This is a genomic window from Micromonospora lupini (genome assembly GCF_026342015.1).
In the GTDB taxonomy this organism is placed as follows: domain Bacteria; phylum Actinomycetota; class Actinomycetes; order Mycobacteriales; family Micromonosporaceae; genus Micromonospora; species Micromonospora lupini_B.
Map to the genome: position 1 here is coordinate 1,399,470 of NZ_JAPENL010000001.1, position 20,166 is coordinate 1,419,635.

A 20,166-nucleotide genomic window follows, 5' to 3' on the forward strand; every position below is an offset into this window, starting at 1 on the left:
CGAGCACGCGCCAGCGGGACCATGCACCACCGACCGTCGGCGGGATATTATCGGCGCGTTCCCGATAAGCAAACCGTCCTCGCGTGACCCCCCTGCGAGCGTCCTCACCCGACTCCCGTGGGCACGAAGGAGATCGAGTGAAGATCGTCGACGCCCGGGTCATCGTGACCTGTCCGGGCCGCAACTTCGTCACCCTCAAGATCGTCACTGACGAGGGCGTCACAGGCGTCGGGGACGCCACCCTCAACGGTCGGGAGCTGGCCGTCGCGTCGTACCTGCGCGACCACGTGGCGCCGCTGCTGATCGGCCGGGACCCCGCCCGGATCGAAGACACCTGGCAGTACCTGTACCAGGGCGCGTACTGGCGGCGGGGGCCGGTCACGATGAGCGCGATCGCCGCGGTGGACACCGCGCTGTGGGACATCAAGGGCAAGGTCGCGGGCCTGCCGGTCTACCAGTTGCTGGGCGGCCGGTCCCGTGAGGGCGTCACCGTGTACGGCCACGCCAACGGCGAGACCGTCGAGGAGGTGCTGGTCGAGGTTGCCCGCTACGTCGACCTCGGCTACCGGGCGGTCCGTGTGCAGTGCGGCGTGCCGGGCCTGCCCAAGACGTACGGGGTCAGCGCCGACAAGCTCTTCTACGAGCCGGCCGACGCGGCGCTGCCCAGCGAGGCCACCTGGTCGACGCCGCGCTACCTGTCGCACGTGCCAAGCGTGTTCGCCCGGGTCCGCGACGAGTTCGGCCCCACCCTGCGGCTGCTGCACGACGTGCACCACCGGCTCACGCCCATCGAGGCGGCCCGGCTCGGCCAGAGTCTGGAGCCCTACGCGTTGACCTGGATGGAGGATCCGGTCCCCGCCGACCTGCAGGAGGGCTTCCGGCTGATCCGGCAGCACACCACCACCCCGATCGCCGTGGGCGAGGTCTTCAACAGCGTCTTCGACGCGGCGCAGCTCATCCGGGAACAGCTCATCGACTACATCCGGGCGACAGTGGTGCACGCGGGCGGCATCACCCACCTGCGTCGCATCTTCGACCTCGCCGCGCTGCACCACGTCCGCAGCGGCTCACACGGCGCCACCGACCTGTCGCCCGTCTGCATGGCCGCCGCGCTCCAGCTCGACATCTCGATCCCCAACTTCGGGCTACAGGAGTACATGCGACACACCGCGCAGACCGACGAGGTGTTCCCGCACGGCTACCACTACGCCGACGGCTACCTGCATCCCGCCGAGGCCCCCGGGCTGGGCGTCGACATCGACGAGGAGGCGGCGGCCCGCTACCCGTACGCGCCCGCGTACCTGCCGGTGAACCGGTTGGAGGACGGGACGGTGCACCCCTGGTGAGCGGTCAGTGGATGCGCCGCCCCCGCGCATCGGGTATCCCGGACTTGCGGAAGAAGTACGTGTTGATCTGATCCCGCCACTCGGTGGCGCTGCGCACCTGCTCGTCGAGGCGTTCGGCCACCCGCTCGTACACGCTCGGGTCGATCATCCCGTTCAGGGTCTGCCACCGTCGCCGCATCACCGTCACCTCCTCGACGCCCGCGAAGTGGGTGTCGTAGATGTGCTGGATGACTGTGGACCCACTGTGCAGAACGTGCGTGTACGGGACGTGGTGGAAGAAGAGCAGCAGCTCGTCCGGGCACGCCTGCGGAGACTCGTACACGTCGGCCCAGTAGGGCGGGTACTGGCCGGCGAAGCCGGTGCCCGAGGCGCGACTGCGGTCCACGCCGACGCCGTCGCGGTCGGCGAAGTGGTAGGTGCCCCACCGCGAGTACTCGTACCCGTCGACGTCGGGGCCGTAGTGGTCGCCGGGATGGACCATGAAGCCGACGCCCAGCGGGGCGGTGTAGCGCTCGTAGGTCCGCCAGGAGTCGTCCATGATCTCGTGCAGCGTCCGCCGCACCAGTTCCGGCTCCGCGGTCGCCGACGGCGGGAACGTCAACGTCATCCACTCGTCGAGGAGCGCCGTCGCGTCGAGGCGCGGGTCCCAGGCGAGCCGGCCGAACGTGTAGAGGTTGGCCTGTGCCAGCGGGTGCCCCGTCCAGAAGAGGTCGTCGCCGGTGTTGGCGACGGCGACCAGGCCGCCGCCCGTGCCGGCCTCCCCGGTGGCCACGTCGGCGATCGTCCGCCCGCCGGGGCCCCAGGGCGCGAAACGCAGCACCTCGCCCCAGCACGGCCCGAGGTGGCAGACGTGCCGCTGCTGACCCGTGTACTCCTGGGTGACCTGCAACTCGACGGCGATCCGGGTGGCCGGCATGGCGGCGAGCACCGGCGAGACCGGCTCACGCGTCTGGAAGTCCACCGGGCCGAACTTCACCTGGAGGACGACGTTGGTGCGGAACCGCCCGTCGAGCGGGGCGAAGTGGTCGTACGCGGCCCGCGCCCGGTCGGTGGACCGGTCCCGCCAGTCCTGGTGGTGGTTGTAGACGAACGCCCGCCAGTGCACCACTCCCCCGTACGGGGCGAGGGCCTCGGCGAGCAGGTTCGCCCCGTCGGCGTGGTCGCGCCCGTACGTGAACGGACCGGGTTGCCCCTCGGAGTCGGCCTTCACCACGTAGCCGCCGAAGTCGTCGATGCGCTCGTACACCCGCCGGGTGGTGGCCGCCCACCAGGCGCGTACGTCCTCGTCGAACGGATCGGCGCTGGACAGTCCACCGAGAACCACGGGCGCGGCGAACGTGACTGACAGGTGCACCCGGATGCCGTACGGGCGCAGCACGTCCGCGATCTCGGCCACGTCGCCGAGCCGGTCGGTGAGCAGCATCGCCTCGGCGCGACCCACGTTGACGTTGTTCACCGAGATCGCGTTGATGCCGCTGGCGGCCAGCAGCCGTCCGTACTCCCGGATCCGCGCCAGGTCCCCGCGCGGACGGCCACCGGCCCAGAAGATCGAGCCGCCCGCGTACCCCCGTTCGACCTGGCCCATCACCGGGTGCACGGCCACGTTGTCCCAGTGGTTCAGCATCCGCCGACGCAGCGCCGGCCGGTGCAGCTCGGGTGGACGGGCCGGGTCGAACGCCCCCGCGCAGAGCCGTACGACGTGGAACAGCCCGTACAGCAGACCGGCGGGCGCGTCGGCAAGCACCACGGTCAGCTCGCCGGAGCGAGCCAGCAGGAACCCCTCGTCGCCGAGCGTCGCACCGTCGGCGACGTCGACCAGCGCCGCCTCCGCCACCGACCGCGCCGCCTCGACTGCGGAGCCGGGCAGCTCGTCGGCGTCGCGCAGGGTGAGCACCAGGTCGACCTCGACGTCCCAGGAGGGGGAATGCCAGACCCGCCCGCCGTAGCGGGTGCAGGCGCGCGTCACCTCGTCGAGGACTGTGTCGACGAGCAGTCCGTCGCCGTGCACGAGGACGCGGCGCGCGCCGAGCGCGCGGAACGCCTCCGGTGGGAGCCAGGCGGGATGCACGCGCGGGTCCTCGACGCCCAGTGGCTCTGCCACGAACATCGACTCCTCCAGGTCCGTCGACTCGTGCGCGTTCACACGTCCTCCCGGTCGACGCGCACCTCGGCGGTCGCGGACAGGCTCATGTGGTGAACTCCTTCCGGATCAGGTGGATCATCGGGTCGCCGACGCGCAGGACCGCCAGGACCACGACCGAGGCGAGCAGCGCCAGGACCGCCTCGGAGAAGACCGCGGTGACCCCGGCCGCCGCGGCGAGCAGCAGGGCGTTGCCGACGGTGACCCCTGGGGTACGGACGAGGAAGTGCACGGCCAGGCGCAGGACGTCGCGGGTGCGGAACTCGAACAGCGAGGTGATCACCAGCGCGTTGGCCGCGCAGAGGGTCACCCCGACCGCGATGAGCACCAGCGGCGCCACCCACCACCTCGGGAGGCCGATCGCGCCACGGTAGGCGAGGTTCAGCGCGAGCACTGTCAGCCACAGCACCGTCGGGGCCCAGACCCGCAGCGCGCCCCCGACGTTGAGCCGGTAGCCCCGCCAGAACAGGGCGGCGGGTCGCAGGTCCGTCAGATCGGGCGGCTGGTGGCGCAGGGCGTACAGGGCGGCGCTGACCGCCGGCCCGACCGGCAGCAGTAGGAGCGCGGCAAGCGGCAGGTTGCTGGGGTCGCGGCCGAGCAGCAGCAGCGGGAGCAGGCCGGGCAGCGTGGTGACGAGGAGTAGCGCCTCGACCACGACCAGGATGTAGACGCGGGACGCGATCCGGGACAGGGGCCCGTCGCCGAACTGCCGCCAGGCCTGGGCGGTGCTACGCGTCATCTCGTCCTCTTCGGTGCGGGTGCGCGGCTGACGGTGTTCGGCCGGTCCGGTCGTGACGGGCACCACCGGACCGGCCGACGGTCAGCCGTGGTCCTTCTGGTACCTGTCGTACGCCTTGTTGACCATGGTCAGGTAGGCGTCCATGTTCTTGCCCTTCAACTCGGCCACGTAGGCGTCCCACTGGGAGAAGTCGCGCTGGCCGAGCGCGAACTGCAGGGTCGCCTGGTAGACGGCGTCCTTCAGCGGCGTCTCCCACAGTGACGCCTGCTCCCGCTCCTCGTCGTTGAGAGGGTGCGGCGGGGGCACCGCGACCGGCGGACGGGCGTTGAGCACCTTCTGGAACTCCTGCTCCTCGGGGGCGAAGAAGCCCTGCACCAGCTCCGGCTTACCGCCGTAGGCGAAGACGCCGTTGTAGAAGCCGAAGTCCTTCTGCAGATGCTTGGGCGCCTTGGGGTTCAGGCCGATGACGTTGACGTCGGGCGCCAGCTTGGGCTTGCCGGCGGCGTCCCGGACGAACGTCGTTCCCTCGACGCCCCACTTGGCGAACTCCTGGCCGGCGTCGGAATACCAGAGCCAGTCGATGAACTGCATCATCGCCACGAAGTTCTTGCTCTCGCGGGCCTTCGAGGAGATCATCACGCCGTTCTCCAACCGACTGGCGGGGTTGATCTCACCGGCCGGCCCGATCGGCAGCGGAATCTTGGAGATCTTCGCCTTGGGGTTGGTCTTGGCGAGGTCGGGTCGGTAGTCGTTCACGACTGCCTGCGCGTTGGCGCTGATCACGAACGACTTGCCGTTGGCGAGCTTCTGCCGGGCCTGCTCATCGGTCTGGGTGAAGCTCTCCGGGTCGAGCAGCTTCTCCGACACCAGCTTGTTGAGGTACTGGAGCATCTGCTTGTACTGCTCGGTGGCGCCGGTGTAGACGAACTTCTTGGCGTTCGCGTCCCACGAGGTGTGCTGGAAGTTCCAGCCCGCGCCCTGGAGCCCGTACGACACGGCAAGGATGTTGAGCAGGTTGCCGGCCGGGTTGGGCTTGCTCCACCTGTCGGAGAACGGATACACGTCCGGGTACCTGGCCTTCATGGCCTTGAGCACCGTGTACAGCTCGTCCCAGGTCTTCGGGACCGCCAGGTTCAACTCGTCGAGGATGTCGGTCCGGATCGCCACCGAATAGTCCTGCCAGGGCTTCTCGTGCAACCCCGGCAGCAGGTAGAACTTGCCGTCCTCCTGGCGACGCTGGTCGATCTCGGGCTTGAGGTTCCACCGCGAGATCTTGTCCTGGAGGTTCGGCATCAGGTCGAGGTAGTCGCTGACCGGCAGGACGGCCCCGGAGGAGACGTAGGCGTCCTCCTGGCCGGGGTACGTCTTCGGAATGATCAACGGAGCGTCGCCGGCGCCGATCAGCAGGCTGCGCTTCTGCTCGTAGTCGCTCAGCGGCACGGCGACCGGCGTGAGGGTGACGTTGGCCCGCGACTTCAGCTCGTTCCAGAACAGCCAGTCGTCGCGCAGCGGGTAGTTCGGATGGTTGTTGTAGAGGATGGAGAAGGAGACCGGCTCGCTCGCCTTGAACTGCTTGCCGATGCCGTAGTCGGCCATCGCACCGGCCCGGTTCTCCGACAGGTCCTTCGCGTCGGACGGGTCGTCGCTACAGGCGGCGATGCTGGTGGCCGCGAGCAGAGCGGCTACTGCCGCTGTCGCGGCGCGGCGCCACGATCGGTGGAGCATGGCGGTCCTTTCGGGTTCGGTGGAGGGGATTGGTGGACGTGCCGGTCAGCCCTTGACGGCGCCGAGCATCACGCCGCGGACGAAGTACCGCTGGACGAACGGGTAGACGAGGAGGATGGGCAGAGTCGTGAGCACGATCGTCACGGCCCTGATCGTCGCGTCGGCCTGCACCTCGTCGGCCTCGGCGATCACGCCGACGTTCTCCGCGCCGGTGGCCCCTGCGATCAGGTTGCGCAGATAGACGGTCACCGGCCACAGCTCCTGCTGGTCCATGTAGAGGAAGGCGGCGAACCAGGAGTTCCAGAAGGCGACGGCGTAGAACAGCACCATCGTGGCGACGATCGCCTTCGACAGCGGCAGCACGATGCGCAGCAGGATCCCGTACGTGTTGAGCCCGTCGACGGCCGCGGCCTCCTCCAGGTCGGTGGGCAGGCTCTCGAAGAACGCCTTCATCACCAGCAGGTTGAACACGTTTATCGCGTTGGGCACCGCGATGGCCCAGACGGTGTTCTTCATGCCCAGGCTGGTGACCAGCACGTAGTTCGGGATCAGGCCGCCGGTGAAGAACATGGTGAAGACCGCGATACCGACAAGCGCCGTACGTCCCCGCAGGTTCTTCTTGGACAGCACGTACGCGTAGCAGGTGGTCAGCACGATCGAGATGGCCGTGGCGACGACCGTGTAGAAGAGGGTGTTGCGGTAGTTCGTCCAGAACAGCGAGTCGTTGAGCACGAGCCGGTAGGTGTCCAGGTTGAACCCGAGCGGCACGAGGTTGACCTGACCGCCGATGATGTACCGCTCGTCGCTGAGTGAGCGGGCCACGACGTTGACGAACGGGTACAGCGTCACCACCACGACGACGGTGAGCACTATCGCGTTGCAGGCCTGGAAGACGCGGTAACCCCGGCTCGGACGGATGCCGCGCGGCCGCGCGGGGGCCGGCAGGCCGCTCCCGGTGGCGGTGTCGGTGGCGTCGACTGTCACCACAGGCTCGTCCCCACGGTGCGACGGGCGATCAGATTCGCCGTCAGGACCAGCGTGAGCCCGATGACCGCCTCGAACAGCCCGATGGCGGCGGCGTAGCTGAAGTTGCTGGACCCGAAGCCCATCCGGAACAGGTACGTGGAGAGCACGTCAGCGGTCGGATAGGTCAGCGGGTTGTAGAGCAGCAGGATCTTCTCGAACCCGACAGCCATGAAGTTGCCGATGTTGAGGATCAGCAACGTCACCATTGTCGGGCGGATGCCCGGGAGCGTGACGTGCCAGGTCTGCCGCCACCGGTTGGCGCCGTCGATCCGGGCCGCCTCGTACAGGTCGTCGTCGACTGTGGTGAGCGCGGCGAGGTAGAGGATGGTGCCCCAGCCGACCGTCTGCCAGACCTCTGACGACACGTAGATGGTCCGGAACCACTCGGCCCGTTGCAGGAACGGCACGGCCTCGCCGCCGGTGGCCTGCACGACCTGGTTGATGGTGCCGTCGACCGAGGTGAGCTGCATGACCATGGCCGCCACGATCACGATCGACAGGAAGTGCGGCAGGTAGGACACCGACTGGACGAACCGCCGCAGGCGGCGGGCGCGCACCTCGTTGAGCAGCAGCGCCAGGACGATCGGCAGTGGGAAGCAGAACAGCAGGGTGAGCGTCCCGAGCACAAGCGTGTTGGTGAAGACGTCCCAGAACGTCGGGTCGGTGAGGAACATCCGGAAGTACCGCAGCCCCACCCAGTACTCGCCGAAGATGCTCCCGCCCGGCTTGAACCGGCGGAAGGCGATGACGTTGCCGATCATCGGGAGATACCGGAAGACCAGGAAGAACAGCAGCGGCAGGACGGCCAGCGAGTAGAGCTGCCAGTCCCGGCGCAGCGACTGCCGCCAGGTGCGGCGCCGACGCGGCGCCCGCGGGGCGGGGACGGTGGCCTCCGCCGGAGCACCGGGCGACGCCGGTGGCGGTGGCCGTAACGTCTCGGATGTCATCCTCGGCCCTCCTGTGCGGAGTGCGCAACGGCCACGAGGGGCTCGATCCGCACCGACGTGAGTAGTTCCCGCTGGTGGCCGACCTCGCGCTCGGCCCCGGTGAGCCGCAGCGGCAGGGCCGCCGCCATCTCCCCGCTGGACCGCCCGAACCGCAGCTCCACCGCGCCGGGTTCGACGATGCGCCGACCGGACCGACCGGTGAACGACGCGATGTCGGCCGGTACGCCGAACGTCACGTGCGCCGCCGCGCCGGGCTCCAGCGGCACCCGGGTGTAACCGACGAGCCGGATCACCGGGCGGGTGGTCTGTGCCACCGGGTCGTGCAGGTAGAGCTGCACCACCTCGGTGCCGGCCCGGTCACCCGTGTTCGCAACGGTGATCCGCACCCGCGCCTCGCCGTCGACAGGCCACGCCGCCGCCTCGGACGCCGTCCCACCCGCCGGTTCCACGACCGTGGCGTCGGACCACTCGAATGTCGTGTAGCTCAGGCCGTGACCGAACGGGTACGCCGGGGTCGGGTCGATCGAGGACACCTTGCTGCGGCGCCCGAGCGGCGGCGACAGATAGGTGCCCGGCAGCCCACCGGCGTCGCGGGGGACGCTTACCGGCAACCGCCCGGACGGGTTCACCGCGCCGGTCAGCACCTCGGCGAGCGCCTGCCCGCCGAGCTGGCCGAGGAAGAACGCCTGCACGACGGCCGCCGCGGCGTCGAACTCCGGGCCGAGCGCGTACGGCCGGCCGGTCATCAGCACCAGCACGACCGGGGTGCCGGTGGCGAGGACGGCCCGGACCAGGTCGGCCTGCACCCCGGGCAGCCGCAGGTCGGCGGCGTCGCAGCCCTCGCCGGAGGTGCCCCGGCCGAACATGCCGGCCCGGTCGCCGACGGCGAGCACACACACGTCGGCGGCGGTGGCCGCGGCGACCGCCGCCGGGATGCCCGAGGTGTCCTCGCCGGTGATGGTGCAGCCCGGCTCGTAGGTGAGCAGGGGGATGCGGCGGGCCAGTTCCTCGCGCAGCGAGGCGATGTCCAGGCCGAGGCCGTGGTCGCTGTGGTTGACGCCGACGTGGTTGGGGAAGGAGTAGCAGCCGAGCATGGCCATCGGATCGTCGGCGACCGGCCCGACCAGGGCGACGCGGCTCGCGACGGGCAGCGGCAGGGCGCCGCCGTTGCGCAGCAGGACGACGGACTCGCGGGCCAGGCGTACGGCGACGTCCCGGCTGGCCTCGTCGTCGAGGCGCAGGTCAGCGACGTCGTCGGGCAACTCGCGCCAGTCCTCGTCGAGCAGGCCGAGTTCGATCTTCTGGATCAGCACCCGACGCAGCGCCCGGTCGATGAGCGCCTCGTCGACCTCACCGGCGCGGACCGCCTCGACCAACTGGCCGCCGAAGGCGTCCACTGTGGGCAGCTCGACGTCGATCCCGGCGCGCAGGGCGAGGTGGGCGGCGTCGGCGGAGCGTTCGGCGACACCGTGCAGGGTCTGCAGGAACCGGACGGCGAAGTAGTCGGCGACCACGGTCCCGGTGAAACCCCACTCGTCGCGCAGCAGCCCGGTCAGGAGCTGCTCGTCGGCGGCGGCCGGCACACCGTCGATCTCGGCGTACGAGTTCATCACCGATCGTGCTCCGCCGAGACGCAGGGCCATCTCGAACGGCGGCAGGATGACGTCGGCCAGCTCGCGGCGCCCCATCGACACCGGGGCGAGATTGCGGCCACCCCGGGAGGCGGAGTAGCCGGCGAAGTGCTTGAGGGTGGCCACCACGCCGGCGTTCTCCAGGCCCCGCACGTATGCCGCGCCGGTGGTCCCCACCAGGTACGGGTCCTCCCCGATCGTCTCCTCGGTGCGGCCCCAGCGGTAGTCGCGGGTGACGTCGACGACGGGCGCGAGCCCCTGGTGTACGCCCGCGGCGCGCATCGAACGGCCGATCCGGTCGGCCATCTCCTGCACCAGGGCGGGGTCGAACGACGCGCCCCAGCCCAGCGGGGTCGGGTAGACGGTGGCCCGCCAGGCGGCGAACCCGGTGAGGCACTCCTCGTGCACCTGGGCGGGGATACCGAAGCGGCTGGCGGCGACGATCTGCGCCTGGGAGGCGGCCAGCGAGCGGGCGCCGAGCACCGGGTCGACAGGCGCGGTGCCGAACGGGCGGGTGAGCTGGCCCAGCCCGTGGGCGATGACGCTGTCCCAGGCCGGTGTCTCGGCGACCATGTCGGACTGGTGGGGGGCGACGCCCTCGCCGGAGGCGTCGGCGCCGACCCAGACGCCGACGAGCTGGGCGATCTTCTCCCGCACCGACATCAGCGGGAGCAGCGCCTCGGCCCGCTCGGCCGGTGACAGCCGCGTGTCACGCCACGGTGTGCCGTCGCGGGACACCGGTTCGCCGTCGGCGGGCAGCTGACTTCTCATGCCGAGACCCCTTAGCTCCGGCCACGTTCCCGCACCCTCGTGGGACCGGTCCGCGGCGGACGGTGTGCGATCCGAAACTTTCCGGAAACCCAAGCAACCTTTTCGGCAACCTAAGTCCACCGCCCGGATGTAGTCAAGAGGCTCGATCGATCGCCGGACGACTCCTTCGTACGGCCAGTGGCACCGGCCATCGCGCTCAGTCATCAACGAGCCCGGGAACCGCCCGGACCACGCCCGAACCACTGCCGCATCGACGGCCATGACCGGCCGATCGTGTTAAGGTCTCCCGAAAATTTCGACGCTGCATGAGGCTGCGATGACAGAGCACCGCCCGCTCGGCCCACCCGCCTCCACCACCATCGCGACGATCGCCAACGACGTCGGCGTGTCGGTAGCCACGGTGTCCAAGGTCCTCAACGGCCACGAGGATGTCGCCCCCGGCACCAGGGCACGGGTCGAGGAGAGTCTCGACCGTCACAGGTACCAGCGCCGTGCGCGACGGTCGCCCGGCGCGGGGCGGATCGATCTCGTGTTCCACGAGTTCGACACCGGCTGGGCGATGGAGGTCCTGCGCGGCGCGGAGGCGGTGACAAGCCTCGCCGGAGTCGGGCTCGCGGTCTCCCAACTCGACGGCGCGCACCGCCCGCCGCAACGGTGGCTCGACACGCTGCTCAGCCAACGCCCGTCAGGTGTGCTGCTCGTCCTCTGTCACCTGGCCGAGACGCAGCAACAGCAGCTGCGACGACAGGGCGTCCCGTTCGTCGTGATCGACACCGACAGCGCGACCTCGGCCTCCGTACCCACGGTCGGGTCGAACAACTGGAACGGCGGCCTGCTCGCCGCTCGACACCTGCTGGACCTGGGCCACAGGCGAAACGCCGTCATCTCCGGGCCGCCCGACGTGCTGTGCAGCCGGGCCCGGGCCGCGGGCTTCCAGCACGCGCACGAGGAGATCGGGTTGACGGTCGACCAGGAGCTGGTCCGCTACGGCAGCTTCTCCGCCGGCGCCGGCCACGCCCACGGGCTCCAACTGCTGAATCGACCGGACCGACCCACGGCGATCTTCGCCGGCTCGGACACGCAGGCCATGGGGGTGCTCCGGGCCGCCCGCCAGTGCGGCCTGCGGGTCCCCGAGGACCTCTCGGTGATCGGGTACGACAACCTGCCTGTCGCCACCTGGACCGACCCGGCTCTCACCACAATCAACCAGCCGCTGCGTGACATGGCGGGCATCGCCACCCAGATGCTTCTCGACCTGGTGGGCGGCACCGGCCCGGCGACGAGCCGGATCGACCTGGTGACCGAGTTGGTCGTCCGGGAGAGCACCGCACCCCCCGCCCAGCAGCTCTGACCCTGCGAGGAACCGTGCCGCACTTCGACCCCGCCCTCGACGAGCTTGAGCGATACGTGCCGGCCGTCGCGGAGCCCGAGGACTTCGACAGGTTCTGGCGTGCCACCCTGGCCGAGGCCGCCACCCGTCCGGTGCTCGTGGACGTCCGTCCCGAACCCACCGATCTGCGCCTGCTCGACACCTGGGACGTCACGTTCGTCGGCTTCGGCGGTGACCCGGTACGGGCCTGGTACACACGCCCGGCGGGTGCGCGTGGGCCACTGCCCGCGGTGGTGGAGTACGCCGGCTACGGGCGCGGGCGTGGCCTGCCACACGAGCGGCTGACCTGGCCGGTCGCCGGGTACGCGCACCTGTTGATGGACAACCGCGGCCAGGCGGGGCTGTACGGCGCCGGTGACACCGCCGACCCGCACGGCAGGCTCGGCGGCCCCTGGCCGGCCACCTGGGGAATCCTCGACCCGCACGACTACCACTACCGGCGTCTGATCACCGACGCGGTCCGGGCCGTCGAGGTGGTTCGCGCCCTGCCCGGGGTCGACGCGGGCCGGGTCGCCGTGCTCGGCAACAGTCAGGGCGGCGGTATGGCCCTGGCGGTAGCCGGCCTCGTCGACGACCTCGCGGCGGTGCTGGTGACAGCCCCGTTCCTCTGCGACGTCCAGCGCGCGATCACGCTCAGCGACGTGTCACCGTACGGCGAGATCGGCCGGTACCTGGCGGTGCACCGGGAGGCCGAGGCAGCGGTCCGGCACACGCTGTCCTACGTCGACGGGGTGACCTTCGCCCGGCGGGCGACCGCGCCGACGCACTTCGGCATCGGCCTGCGTGACACCGTCTGCCCGCCGAGCACCGGCTTCGCCGCCTACAACCAGTACGGCGCGGCGACCGGACGGCCCGTCCCGCCGCAGCGGGAGATGCACGTCTACCCGTTCAACGGTCACGAGAGTGGCGAGGCCGTGCACGCCCGGCGGCAGTTGCGCTGGCTCGCCGCGACGCTCGGGCCGACCGAAACGGCAAGCGAGGGCTGACCTCTTCGTCCACTCCCGACCATCGCCGACGTTCGTTCCATTGCCGGCGTTCGATCCATTGCCGGTGTTAGCGATAACAAGCTATGGTGCGTCCAGGCGGGGTGCAGGGCACATCCCGGCCCTGGGCTCATCGATCGGTCGTCTCCGAGCGTCGATGACCAGAGCGTTCGACCAGCGGTGCTGACGTCCGGGTTCCTGGTCCTCGCGCAGCTCACTCTCACGTACCGTGCGGTTCCGCCTCGTCGGGGGGCCGCCGTTGTCGTGCCCCCACCACCCGAGGAAGCCCCATGAGCAGAGCGATTCCTGGCACCTCCGTCCCCCCAGCGCCCGTCTCCACCGCGACGACGCCGCGGCCCCGCCGGGCCCGACTGTGGTGGGCGGCCCTGGCCGCCGTCGCGGCCATGACCGCCGCCGTCCCGCTGGCTACCGCGCCCGCGAGCGCCGAGTCCAACGGCGGCGTACGCGTCATGCCCCTCGGCGACTCCATCACCGACGGCTTCAACGTCGCCGGTGGCTACCGGATCGAACTCTGGCAGCGGTTCGCTTCCGGCGGCTATCGGATCGACTTCGTCGGTTCCGGGTTCAACGGCCCGGCCAGCCTCGGCGACCACGACCACGAGGGCCACTCCGGGTGGACGATCGCCCAGATCGACGCCAACGTCGTCAACTGGCTGCGCGCCACCAACCCGCGCACCGTGCTGCTGCACATCGGCACCAACGACATGTACGGGGACACGTCCGGGGCGCCGGCTCGCCTGGCCACCCTTGTCGATCGCATCACCAACACCGCGCCGAACGCGGACGTGTTCGTCGCGACGATCATCCCGAAGTCCGGCGCGGACAGTCAGGTTCGCGGCTACAACGCGGCGATCCCGGGGATCGTGCAGACCAGGGCCGCCGCCGGCAAGCGCGTCCACCTGGTCGACATGTACCGCGCGCTGACGCTCAGCGACCTGGCCGACGGCGTCCACCCCAACGCCACGGGTTACCGCAAGATGGCAGTCGCCTGGTACGACGCCCTGCGCACGGTGCCCGGCAGCATCGGGGGCGACACGCCACCCACCACCGCGCCACCCACCACCGCGCCGCCGACCACCGCACCCCCCACCACCGCACCCCCCACCACCGCACCCCCCACCACCGCGCCGCCGACCACGCCGCCGCCGTCGGGGGGATGCCGGGTGACGTACACGGTCAACGCCTGGAACAACGGGCTCACCGCGGCCGTCTCGGTGACCAACACGGGCAGCAGCGCGGTAAACGGTTGGGCCCTGGAGTTCACGCTTCCGGGCGGCCAGACCATCACCGGCGGCTGGAACGCCAGCTACTCCCCGTCGAGCGGGGCGGTGACCGCGCGCAACGTCTCCTACAACGGCACCATCGCCCCGAACACGTCTGTCGACATCGGCTTCCAGGCCACGCACACCGGCAACGCCGGAGAACCGTCAGCCTTCACGCTCAACGGCGCCGCCTGCACTGTCGCCTGACACACGCCTTGGACACTGAACGCGGGGGCGGCGAGGCATCTTCTCGCGCCCCCGCAGATAGGGTGGCGCAGAACGCGTAACGGTCGGACGCCGAGCGACGCGCCGCTCGGCGTCCGGATCTGCCGACGGTCGGGTGTCGCCAACGGACGTTCACCACCCCTAGTACTCCAGCCGTAGATCGTGATCTTCATGCCTGAGCGGCCTGTCGCCGGTAATGGCTGGCCTGGGAGCGGGCCTGGTGGCGGCGTCGCCAGTCGGACCACCCGAGCCGGTGGGCGGTGGCGTGGGCGGGCCGCACGATCAGCGAGATGAACAGGTGCGCGACCTCGTTGCAGGTCAACGGGATCAGCCCGTCCGGTGCGGGCGGATGCGTGCGTTCATCTGCGGTGGCAACGGCGAGAAAGGCATGCCCGAGCATCGCGAGGGTGACCCATCGGTACCAGAGCGTCCACCTGCGGACCTGGTGCTCGTCGAGTCCGGCCAGCCCTTTGCCCGACTGAAATGTCTCCTCGACCGTCCACCTGCGCCCGGCGAGACGTACGAGCGTGGACAGTGGCACGGCCGTGGATGAATAGCAGCGGTAGAAGGCGAGTTCGCCTGTGCGCCGGTTTCGGCGGACCAAGAGCTGGTGGTGTCCGAGGCGGTCGTCGGCAATGTGGGCGATTGCCCAGTCGTAGAAGCGGTGGCCCTTCGCCCCGGTCCCGGCTGGGAGCATCTGCCAGGCTCGCTTGGGCGCTCTCCTGGCGAGGGCATCCGCCCGCACTTCTCCCGCCTTCGTGGCGATCTGGTGGTCGCAGGCGACTGCGAGGACATAGCCGACGTTGCGTTGCTCCAGCACGGTGCGAAGAGCGGGATTGCCACCGTAGACCTCGTCGCCGGCTACCCATCGCGCCAGGACGCCGGAGTCCAGGGCGCGGGTGATCATCCGTGCCGCCAGGGCGGGCTTGGTAGCGAAGCCGATCTGTTCGGGGATGCCAGCCGACGCGCACCGCTGACGGTCCTCGGTCCAGGAGCGCGGGACGTACAACTCCGGTCGATGCGGCGTGCCGGCCTTCGCGGAGTAGACCAGATAGACCGCGACCTGGGCGTTCTCGATCCTGCCCGCCGTGCCGGTGTACTGGCGCTGGACTCCCACCGTCGCGGTGCCCTTCTTCAGGTCGCCGGTTTCGTCCACGACCAGGACAGCCTCCTCGTCCCCGAGGTGGTCCACCACGTAGGTGCGGATGTCGTCGCGGACCGCGTCGGCGTCCCACTTGGCACGGCCCAGCAGGTGCTGCATTCCGTCCGGTGTGGCATCTCCGGCGTGCTCGGCGATGGTCCAGCAGTTCTTGCGGGGCAGGTCCGAGAGCAGCCCCAGCACCAGCGAGCGTGCCGTGCGGCGGGGCTCGACCCGACGGAACCGACCCGCGACACGGCTCATCAGGCCCTCGAACATCGCCTGCCATCGTTCCGCGTCTACGCTGTGACCTGCGGCCACCGTTTGATCATTCGTTGTCTTCACAAACCACGATGATCTTCGGTGGCCACGCTCGTGCCTAAATCGGCAAGATCACGTTCACCGCCGGAGCGTGTGGGCTCCGCCCGAAGGGGAGAGTTTCGATGAGCCGCTATTCGATTGACGAGCGCGAGGCCTTCGTGGCCATGTCCCGGTTCGTGTGGCAGTTCACGAACCGCGCCGGGGACGACTTGCTCACGCTCCTGGGAGACATCGGCATCGAGGCAGACGGCGGGACAACGGATCCCGCCGCGTGGAACGACTGGCTGGCCTGCGTTCGCTCCGTAGTAGACGGCGCAGAGAACCCGGCCGGCGGCTCGGCCGGATAGAGACCAGCCCAGCGAGCATCAACTCCACCAGGAAAAGAGCTTCCGACGGGCCCCGACAGCAAGATCACGATCTACGGCTGGAGTATCAGCGCCTGGCACCGGTCAGAAGGTCTGACCGGCCTGCACGCTGGCAATGAACGTCGACCACTCGTGCTCGTCGAACGTCACCTGCTCGCCCGGCCGCTGCGAGTTCCGCACGATTCGGTTGAGGTCGGCGTCGATGGCGACCTCCACGCAGTTCGGGCCGGAGTTGTCGCATCGGTTCGGGCGCACAAACGTGAGTTGCTTCAAGGTTGATCCCTTCCACAGCCGGCCGTCGGATGCGGCCGGTCGTCGGTGAGGGGTGGTCCGAGGTGCCACAGGTCGTGGGCGACCAACTGGCCGAAGGCGTCCGACCACGACCAGCACCGACCCCGGGTGCCGCAGCGGGGACAGCGGCCGTTAACGGGGCGATGCGCGGTGATGGTCTGCCACCAGCGGCGCGCGGGCAACGCCGAGGGGGTGAGGGCAGCGCTCACGGTCGCTGCCCGGCGGCGGTGGCGGCCAGGACGTCGACGCTGACCAGCAGCTCCCAGCAGAACGGCACGGCGCAGTCCGCCGTGGACCAGCTGCACTCGGGGCCGTGGCCGTACACCCAGGCGAACCGGGGGTCATGCGACTCGTGGACCTTGACGATGACGATGGTGTGGTGCGTCTGGCCCTCAATGCCGGGGCTGGACTGCCACTCGCCGGGCTGCACAGACACCCGCGCGCCGGGCTCGGGCATCTGCCGGAAGCTCACCGGGTCGGCCCGCCGGGGCGGCTGGCGCGGCGGTGCGCGGCCGTGACGGATCGAGCGTGAGCCAGGAGCAGCTGCTTGGCCTTTTCCTGCTCGGCGGCCTGGATGCTCTTGCCGGTGCCCATCGCGCCGGGCGAGCCACCCCGAGCGGCCATCCGACCCTTCACGGCGGATATGAGTCTGCGGATCATCTGCACGCCCCTCGCCTCGGGAGCGAAGACGGCCGGCTCTCTCCAGCGCGACCGCCCCCGCCCTTCCTGGCGGGACTGCGGCAGTTGGTCGACCATCACGTCGGGTTCGGATGCTCACCACCGCCGTCCCGTAGACGGGACGTTACGGGCCGTCAACGTTGGTCTGAACTCGCCGGCTGTCCGCTGTCTGCCGAACCTGTCCGCTACTCGGTCCGGGCTGGACCGAACTCCTCCAGCACGTCCCGTAGGTCGGCGGCCTCTGGTGCGCCCGTCTGCTCAACGCGGCGCAACACCTCCCGCGCCCGCCACCAATTGGAGGGCACCACTCGCCCAGAGGTGACGGCCGCGGCGGCGAACGCTGACGCCTCATCGGGGCGGCCCGCGGTGGCCAGTGCGAGGCCGAGGTCAAGGCGGGCCGACGCCGATCGTCGAGGTCGTTCACCGCCGTCTCCGCGTGGATCCAAGTTGGCCAGCACCTGCCGGGCGACCTGCTCCGCGCCCGGGTCACCCGCCCACGCCAGGGTCGTAGCCGTATACGCGTCAGCTTTCGCGGGGTCGTATCGGTAGTGGTGCTCAGCCCGGTCCGGGACAGGCATGTTCGCCGTCAACCGTTCCACCCGGTCGAGCGCCCGGCGCGTCTCGCGGACAGCACCCATCCGGGCCCACGCTCGCGCCTCCTGCGCTGTCGCCTGGATGTGGGCGGAACTACCGACGGGCGCCACCTGCTGCGCCTGCTGCGACAGGGCGAGAGCGGCCCGGTAGTCGCCGAGCGTCAGCACCTCCCACGCGCGGGTTTCCAAGCACCACCCCTGAATCTCCGGGTGCTCTGCATGTTCTGCCAGTCCGGACGCGGCGGCGAGGTGGGCGGATGCGGCGCGCGGCTGTTGCAGGTCGATGTGCACGGTGGCCCGCAGAACGGCCAGCCATCCACCGGCGACGACCAGGCGCCGCTGCTGGGTGAGGGTGACCCGCCCGTCGAGCAAGCGGGTGACGTAGGCCAGATGCCGGCGCACCATCGGCAGCAGGTCGGCCGGGGCGGTCGTCGGGTACAGGATGGCGAGTTCGTCAACGGCCTGCTCGATGCGGGCGAGAGTCTCGGCGCTGACGTCGCTGGCCGACACACGTTGAAGCAGGTCGTCCGCTTCGGCTTCGTGGTCGACGGGAGCGGCGACCAGGCGGGCGAGCCTGCCGCCTGCGCTGAGCGCCTGGTCGAGGTGGCGGGCGGTCTCGAAGGTGGCTGCCTTGCTGCCATTCTCCAGTTCGTGGAGGTGGCTCTTGCCGCGGTGAGTGAGCTGGGCGAGCGCCCGCAGGGACAGGCCGGCCTGCTCACGAAGTTGCCGGAGTGTGGTGCCGAAGCGTGGGTCGACGTGGGCCGTCATGGCGGTGCTCCCGGTAGAGGACGGGAATGGCGGCACCGCCGGCCTCTACACCGGCGGGCCGCCATGTCGAAGGTACCGTCCTTGTGCGTAGCCCGTCACGCTCCGCTCCCGGAGATGCATCCTCAGCGCCTGACAGCTACGCCGTCGGACGGTCGCTCAGCCGTCCGCCTTGCCGTAGAGGCGGCTCACCGTCTCGGCGACGCACACGGGCTTACCGCCGCCGTCACTTTCCACTGTCACCGCCGTCACCATCTGCACTCCGCCGCTGACCGGCGACACGTCCGCGATGACGGCGGTGGCCCGCACGGCCGCGCCGACCCGCAGCGGCGCGGGGAAGCGCACCCGGTTCAGCCCGTAGTTGACTCCCATCGCGACCCCCTCGACGCGGTAGAGCTGGCCGGCCAGCGCCGGCAACAGCGACAGGGTCAGGTAGCCGTGCGCGATCGTGGCGCCGAACGGTCCGGCCGCCGCGCGTACCGGGTCGATGTGGATCCACTGGTGGTCGTCGGTGGCGTCGGCGAAGAGGTTCACGCGGTCCTGCTCGATCCGCTGCCAGGGGCCGGGCCCGAGGGTCTCGCCGACCGCGGTGGTCAGCTCGTCGACGGAGGTGAAGACTCGCATCGGGGTGTCCTTATGACTAGAAGGCGTTGACGCCGGTGAGCGCGCGTCCGATCAGGAGCTGTTGGATCTGGCTGGTGCCCTCGTAGAGGGTGGCGACCCGGGCGTCGCGCAGGTATTTGCCGACCGGGTACTCGTCGATGTAGCCGTACCCGCCGAAGACCTGGACCGCGTTGTTGGCCGCGCGGACGGCGGCCTCACTGGCGAAGAGCTTCGCCACCGACGCCTCGGTGGCGAACGGTTGGTCGCGGTCGATCAGGTCGGCGACCTGCCAGACCAGCAGGCGGGCGGCCGCCGTGTCGACGGCGATGGCCGCGAGCAGTTGCTGGACGAGCTGGTGCCCGGCGATCGGCCTGCCGAACTGCGTCCGCTGCCCGGCGTAGCCGACCGCCGCGTCGAGGCACCCCTGGGCGATGCCGACGCAGCCGGCCGCCACCGACATTCGCCCCTTGGCCAGGGTGGCCAACGCCAGCCGGAAGCCGGCGCCCTCGGCCCCGAGGCGGGCGGCGTCGGGCACCCGCACCTCGTCGAGACTTAGCTCACCGGTGGCCTGACCGCGCAGGCCGAGCTTGCCGTGGATCTCGCGGCGCGTCAGGCCCGGACTGTCGGTGGGCACCAGGAACGCGGTGATGCCCCGGTGGCCGGGGCCGCCGGTGCGGGCGAAGATCAGGGCGACGTCGGCGGTCGTGCCGTTGGTGATGAACGTCTTCGTGCCGGTGAGTAGCCAGTCGTCGCCGTCGCGGACCGCGCGGGTGCGCAGCGCGGCCGCGTCCGAACCGCTGTCCGGCTCGGTCAGCCCGAAACAGCCGAGCGCGGCGCCGGAGCAGAGCCGGGGCAGCCACTCGGCCCGCTGCGCGGCCGACCCGTGGGCGGCGATCGACTTGGCGACCAGGCCGAGCGAGACGGAGACGATGCCGCGCACTGCCGAATCGCCCCGACCGAGCTCCTCCAGGACCAGGCAGTACGCGAGGTGGTCGCCGCCGGAGCCGCCGTCGGACTCGGCGATGGTGAGCCCGAGGAAGCCCAGGTCGCCGAGCTTGCCGACGATGGCCGGGTCGACCGACTCGCGCCTGTCCCACTCGGCCGCGTGCGGCGTCAACTCCCGGTCGGCGAACTCGGCGGCGAGCTGACGGACCGCCGTCTGCTCGGCGGACAGGGTGAGCTCCATGACGCCTAAACTAGCGGTGA

The 20,166-nt window shown here is 70.4% G+C and carries 18 protein-coding genes; 5 read left to right on the plus strand and 13 right to left on the minus strand.

The features are described from left to right. The first annotated feature begins 137 nt into the window (after positions 1-137). Positions 138-1,346 carry a D-mannonate dehydratase ManD gene (gene manD / locus OOJ91_RS06445; protein ID WP_266243531.1) on the plus strand — a complete coding sequence of 403 codons (1,209 nt, stop codon included), beginning with the start codon at positions 138-140 and terminating at the stop codon, positions 1,344-1,346. Between the two features lie 4 nt (positions 1,347-1,350). Here manD and OOJ91_RS06450 read toward each other — a convergent pair whose 3' ends face one another. The 6 genes from OOJ91_RS06450 to OOJ91_RS06475 form a co-directional block, all read right to left on the minus strand. Then, a complete protein-coding gene (locus OOJ91_RS06450; protein WP_266243533.1) occupies positions 1,351-3,489 on the minus strand; it encodes an alpha-glucuronidase in 2,139 nt (712 codons plus the stop codon). A 43-nt stretch (positions 3,490-3,532) separates the two neighbouring features. After that, on the minus strand, positions 3,533-4,225 hold the full coding sequence (locus tag OOJ91_RS06455; protein WP_266243535.1) for a DUF624 domain-containing protein: 693 nt from the start codon (positions 4,223-4,225) through the stop codon (positions 3,533-3,535). A gap of 81 nt (positions 4,226-4,306) precedes the next feature. After that, on the minus strand, positions 4,307-5,950 hold the full coding sequence (locus OOJ91_RS06460; RefSeq protein ID WP_266243537.1) for an ABC transporter substrate-binding protein: 1,644 nt from the start codon (positions 5,948-5,950) through the stop codon (positions 4,307-4,309). Positions 5,951-5,995: 45 nt separating this feature from the next. After that, entirely contained in the window at positions 5,996-6,934 is a 939-nt protein-coding gene (locus OOJ91_RS06465; RefSeq protein WP_266243539.1) for a carbohydrate ABC transporter permease, read from the minus strand. Beyond that, positions 6,931-7,923: an ABC transporter permease gene (locus OOJ91_RS06470; protein ID WP_266243541.1), complete on the minus strand. Its 993-nt coding sequence runs from the start codon at positions 7,921-7,923 to the stop codon at positions 6,931-6,933. The genes OOJ91_RS06465 and OOJ91_RS06470 overlap by 4 nt, the downstream gene beginning before the upstream one ends. Continuing rightward, the gene (locus OOJ91_RS06475) at positions 7,920-10,325 is read right to left on the minus strand and encodes a glycoside hydrolase family 3 N-terminal domain-containing protein (protein WP_266243543.1); all 2,406 of its coding nucleotides are present in this window, start codon (positions 10,323-10,325) and stop codon (positions 7,920-7,922) included. The genes OOJ91_RS06470 and OOJ91_RS06475 overlap by 4 nt, the downstream gene beginning before the upstream one ends. A 316-nt stretch (positions 10,326-10,641) precedes the next feature. Here OOJ91_RS06475 and OOJ91_RS06480 point away from each other — a divergent pair, with 316 nt between their 5' ends. The 3 genes from OOJ91_RS06480 to OOJ91_RS06490 all read left to right on the plus strand — a co-directional run bounded on the left by OOJ91_RS06480 (position 10,642) and on the right by OOJ91_RS06490 (position 14,188). Continuing rightward, on the plus strand, positions 10,642-11,676 hold the full coding sequence (locus OOJ91_RS06480) for a LacI family DNA-binding transcriptional regulator (RefSeq protein ID WP_266243545.1): 1,035 nt from the start codon (positions 10,642-10,644) through the stop codon (positions 11,674-11,676). Positions 11,677-11,690: 14 nt separating this feature from the next. Beyond that, positions 11,691-12,701 (plus strand): acetylxylan esterase, encoded by a 1,011-nt coding sequence (locus OOJ91_RS06485; RefSeq protein WP_266243547.1) that lies wholly within the window; start codon positions 11,691-11,693, stop codon positions 12,699-12,701. A gap of 287 nt (positions 12,702-12,988) precedes the next feature. Then, positions 12,989-14,188 (plus strand): cellulose binding domain-containing protein, encoded by a 1,200-nt coding sequence (locus OOJ91_RS06490; protein ID WP_266243549.1) that lies wholly within the window; start codon positions 12,989-12,991, stop codon positions 14,186-14,188. A gap of 187 nt (positions 14,189-14,375) precedes the next feature. On the opposite strand, the gene OOJ91_RS06495 is transcribed toward OOJ91_RS06490, so the two are convergent. After that, entirely contained in the window at positions 14,376-15,608 is a 1,233-nt protein-coding gene (locus tag OOJ91_RS06495) for an IS701 family transposase (RefSeq protein ID WP_266245294.1), read from the minus strand. Between the two features lie 179 nt (positions 15,609-15,787). Here OOJ91_RS06495 and OOJ91_RS06500 point away from each other — a divergent pair, with 179 nt between their 5' ends. Continuing rightward, complete coding sequence (locus tag OOJ91_RS06500) at positions 15,788-16,012, plus strand: hypothetical protein (RefSeq protein WP_266243551.1); 225 nt, start codon at positions 15,788-15,790, stop codon at positions 16,010-16,012. A 102-nt stretch (positions 16,013-16,114) separates the two neighbouring features. Here OOJ91_RS06500 and OOJ91_RS06505 read toward each other — a convergent pair whose 3' ends face one another. The 6 genes from OOJ91_RS06505 to OOJ91_RS06530 all read right to left on the minus strand — a co-directional run bounded on the left by OOJ91_RS06505 (position 16,115) and on the right by OOJ91_RS06530 (position 20,146). Then, positions 16,115-16,285: a DUF397 domain-containing protein gene (locus tag OOJ91_RS06505; RefSeq protein WP_266243552.1), complete on the minus strand. Its 171-nt coding sequence runs from the start codon at positions 16,283-16,285 to the stop codon at positions 16,115-16,117. A 241-nt stretch (positions 16,286-16,526) separates the two neighbouring features. Continuing rightward, entirely contained in the window at positions 16,527-16,778 is a 252-nt protein-coding gene (locus tag OOJ91_RS06510; RefSeq protein ID WP_266243553.1) for a hypothetical protein, read from the minus strand. A gap of 11 nt (positions 16,779-16,789) precedes the next feature. Beyond that, positions 16,790-16,981, minus strand: coding sequence for a hypothetical protein (locus OOJ91_RS06515; RefSeq protein WP_266243555.1), 192 nt, complete (start codon positions 16,979-16,981; stop codon positions 16,790-16,792). Positions 16,982-17,184: 203 nt separating this feature from the next. After that, the gene (locus OOJ91_RS06520) at positions 17,185-18,360 is read right to left on the minus strand and encodes a helix-turn-helix transcriptional regulator (RefSeq protein ID WP_266243557.1); all 1,176 of its coding nucleotides are present in this window, start codon (positions 18,358-18,360) and stop codon (positions 17,185-17,187) included. Positions 18,361-18,516: 156 nt separating this feature from the next. After that, positions 18,517-18,981 (minus strand): MaoC family dehydratase, encoded by a 465-nt coding sequence (locus tag OOJ91_RS06525; RefSeq protein ID WP_266243559.1) that lies wholly within the window; start codon positions 18,979-18,981, stop codon positions 18,517-18,519. 16 nt (positions 18,982-18,997) lie between these two features. Beyond that, on the minus strand, positions 18,998-20,146 hold the full coding sequence (locus OOJ91_RS06530) for an acyl-CoA dehydrogenase family protein (protein WP_266243561.1): 1,149 nt from the start codon (positions 20,144-20,146) through the stop codon (positions 18,998-19,000). Positions 20,147-20,166: the final 20 nt, after the last annotated feature.

Excerpts from the sequence above, each read along its gene's own strand:
- OOJ91_RS06480 (WP_266243545.1), top strand. The coding sequence starts at position 10,642 with ATGACAGAGCACCGCCCGCTCGGCCCACCCGCCTCCACCACCATCGCG.
- OOJ91_RS06515 (WP_266243555.1), bottom strand. The coding sequence starts at position 16,981 with ATGATCCGCAGACTCATATCCGCCGTGAAGGGTCGGATGGCCGCTCGG.
- OOJ91_RS06520 (WP_266243557.1), bottom strand. The coding sequence starts at position 18,360 with ATGACGGCCCACGTCGACCCACGCTTCGGCACCACACTCCGGCAACTT.
- OOJ91_RS06470 (WP_266243541.1), bottom strand. The coding sequence starts at position 7,923 with ATGACATCCGAGACGTTACGGCCACCGCCACCGGCGTCGCCCGGTGCT.
- OOJ91_RS06455 (WP_266243535.1), bottom strand. The coding sequence starts at position 4,225 with ATGACGCGTAGCACCGCCCAGGCCTGGCGGCAGTTCGGCGACGGGCCC.
- OOJ91_RS06475 (WP_266243543.1), bottom strand. The coding sequence starts at position 10,325 with ATGAGAAGTCAGCTGCCCGCCGACGGCGAACCGGTGTCCCGCGACGGC.
- OOJ91_RS06490 (WP_266243549.1), top strand. The coding sequence starts at position 12,989 with ATGAGCAGAGCGATTCCTGGCACCTCCGTCCCCCCAGCGCCCGTCTCC.
- OOJ91_RS06510 (WP_266243553.1), bottom strand. The coding sequence starts at position 16,778 with ATGCCCGAGCCCGGCGCGCGGGTGTCTGTGCAGCCCGGCGAGTGGCAG.
- OOJ91_RS06500 (WP_266243551.1), top strand. The coding sequence starts at position 15,788 with ATGAGCCGCTATTCGATTGACGAGCGCGAGGCCTTCGTGGCCATGTCC.
- OOJ91_RS06525 (WP_266243559.1), bottom strand. The coding sequence starts at position 18,981 with ATGCGAGTCTTCACCTCCGTCGACGAGCTGACCACCGCGGTCGGCGAG.
- OOJ91_RS06460 (WP_266243537.1), bottom strand. The coding sequence starts at position 5,950 with ATGCTCCACCGATCGTGGCGCCGCGCCGCGACAGCGGCAGTAGCCGCT.
- OOJ91_RS06530 (WP_266243561.1), bottom strand. The coding sequence starts at position 20,146 with ATGGAGCTCACCCTGTCCGCCGAGCAGACGGCGGTCCGTCAGCTCGCC.
- OOJ91_RS06495 (WP_266245294.1), bottom strand. The coding sequence starts at position 15,608 with ATGAGCCGTGTCGCGGGTCGGTTCCGTCGGGTCGAGCCCCGCCGCACG.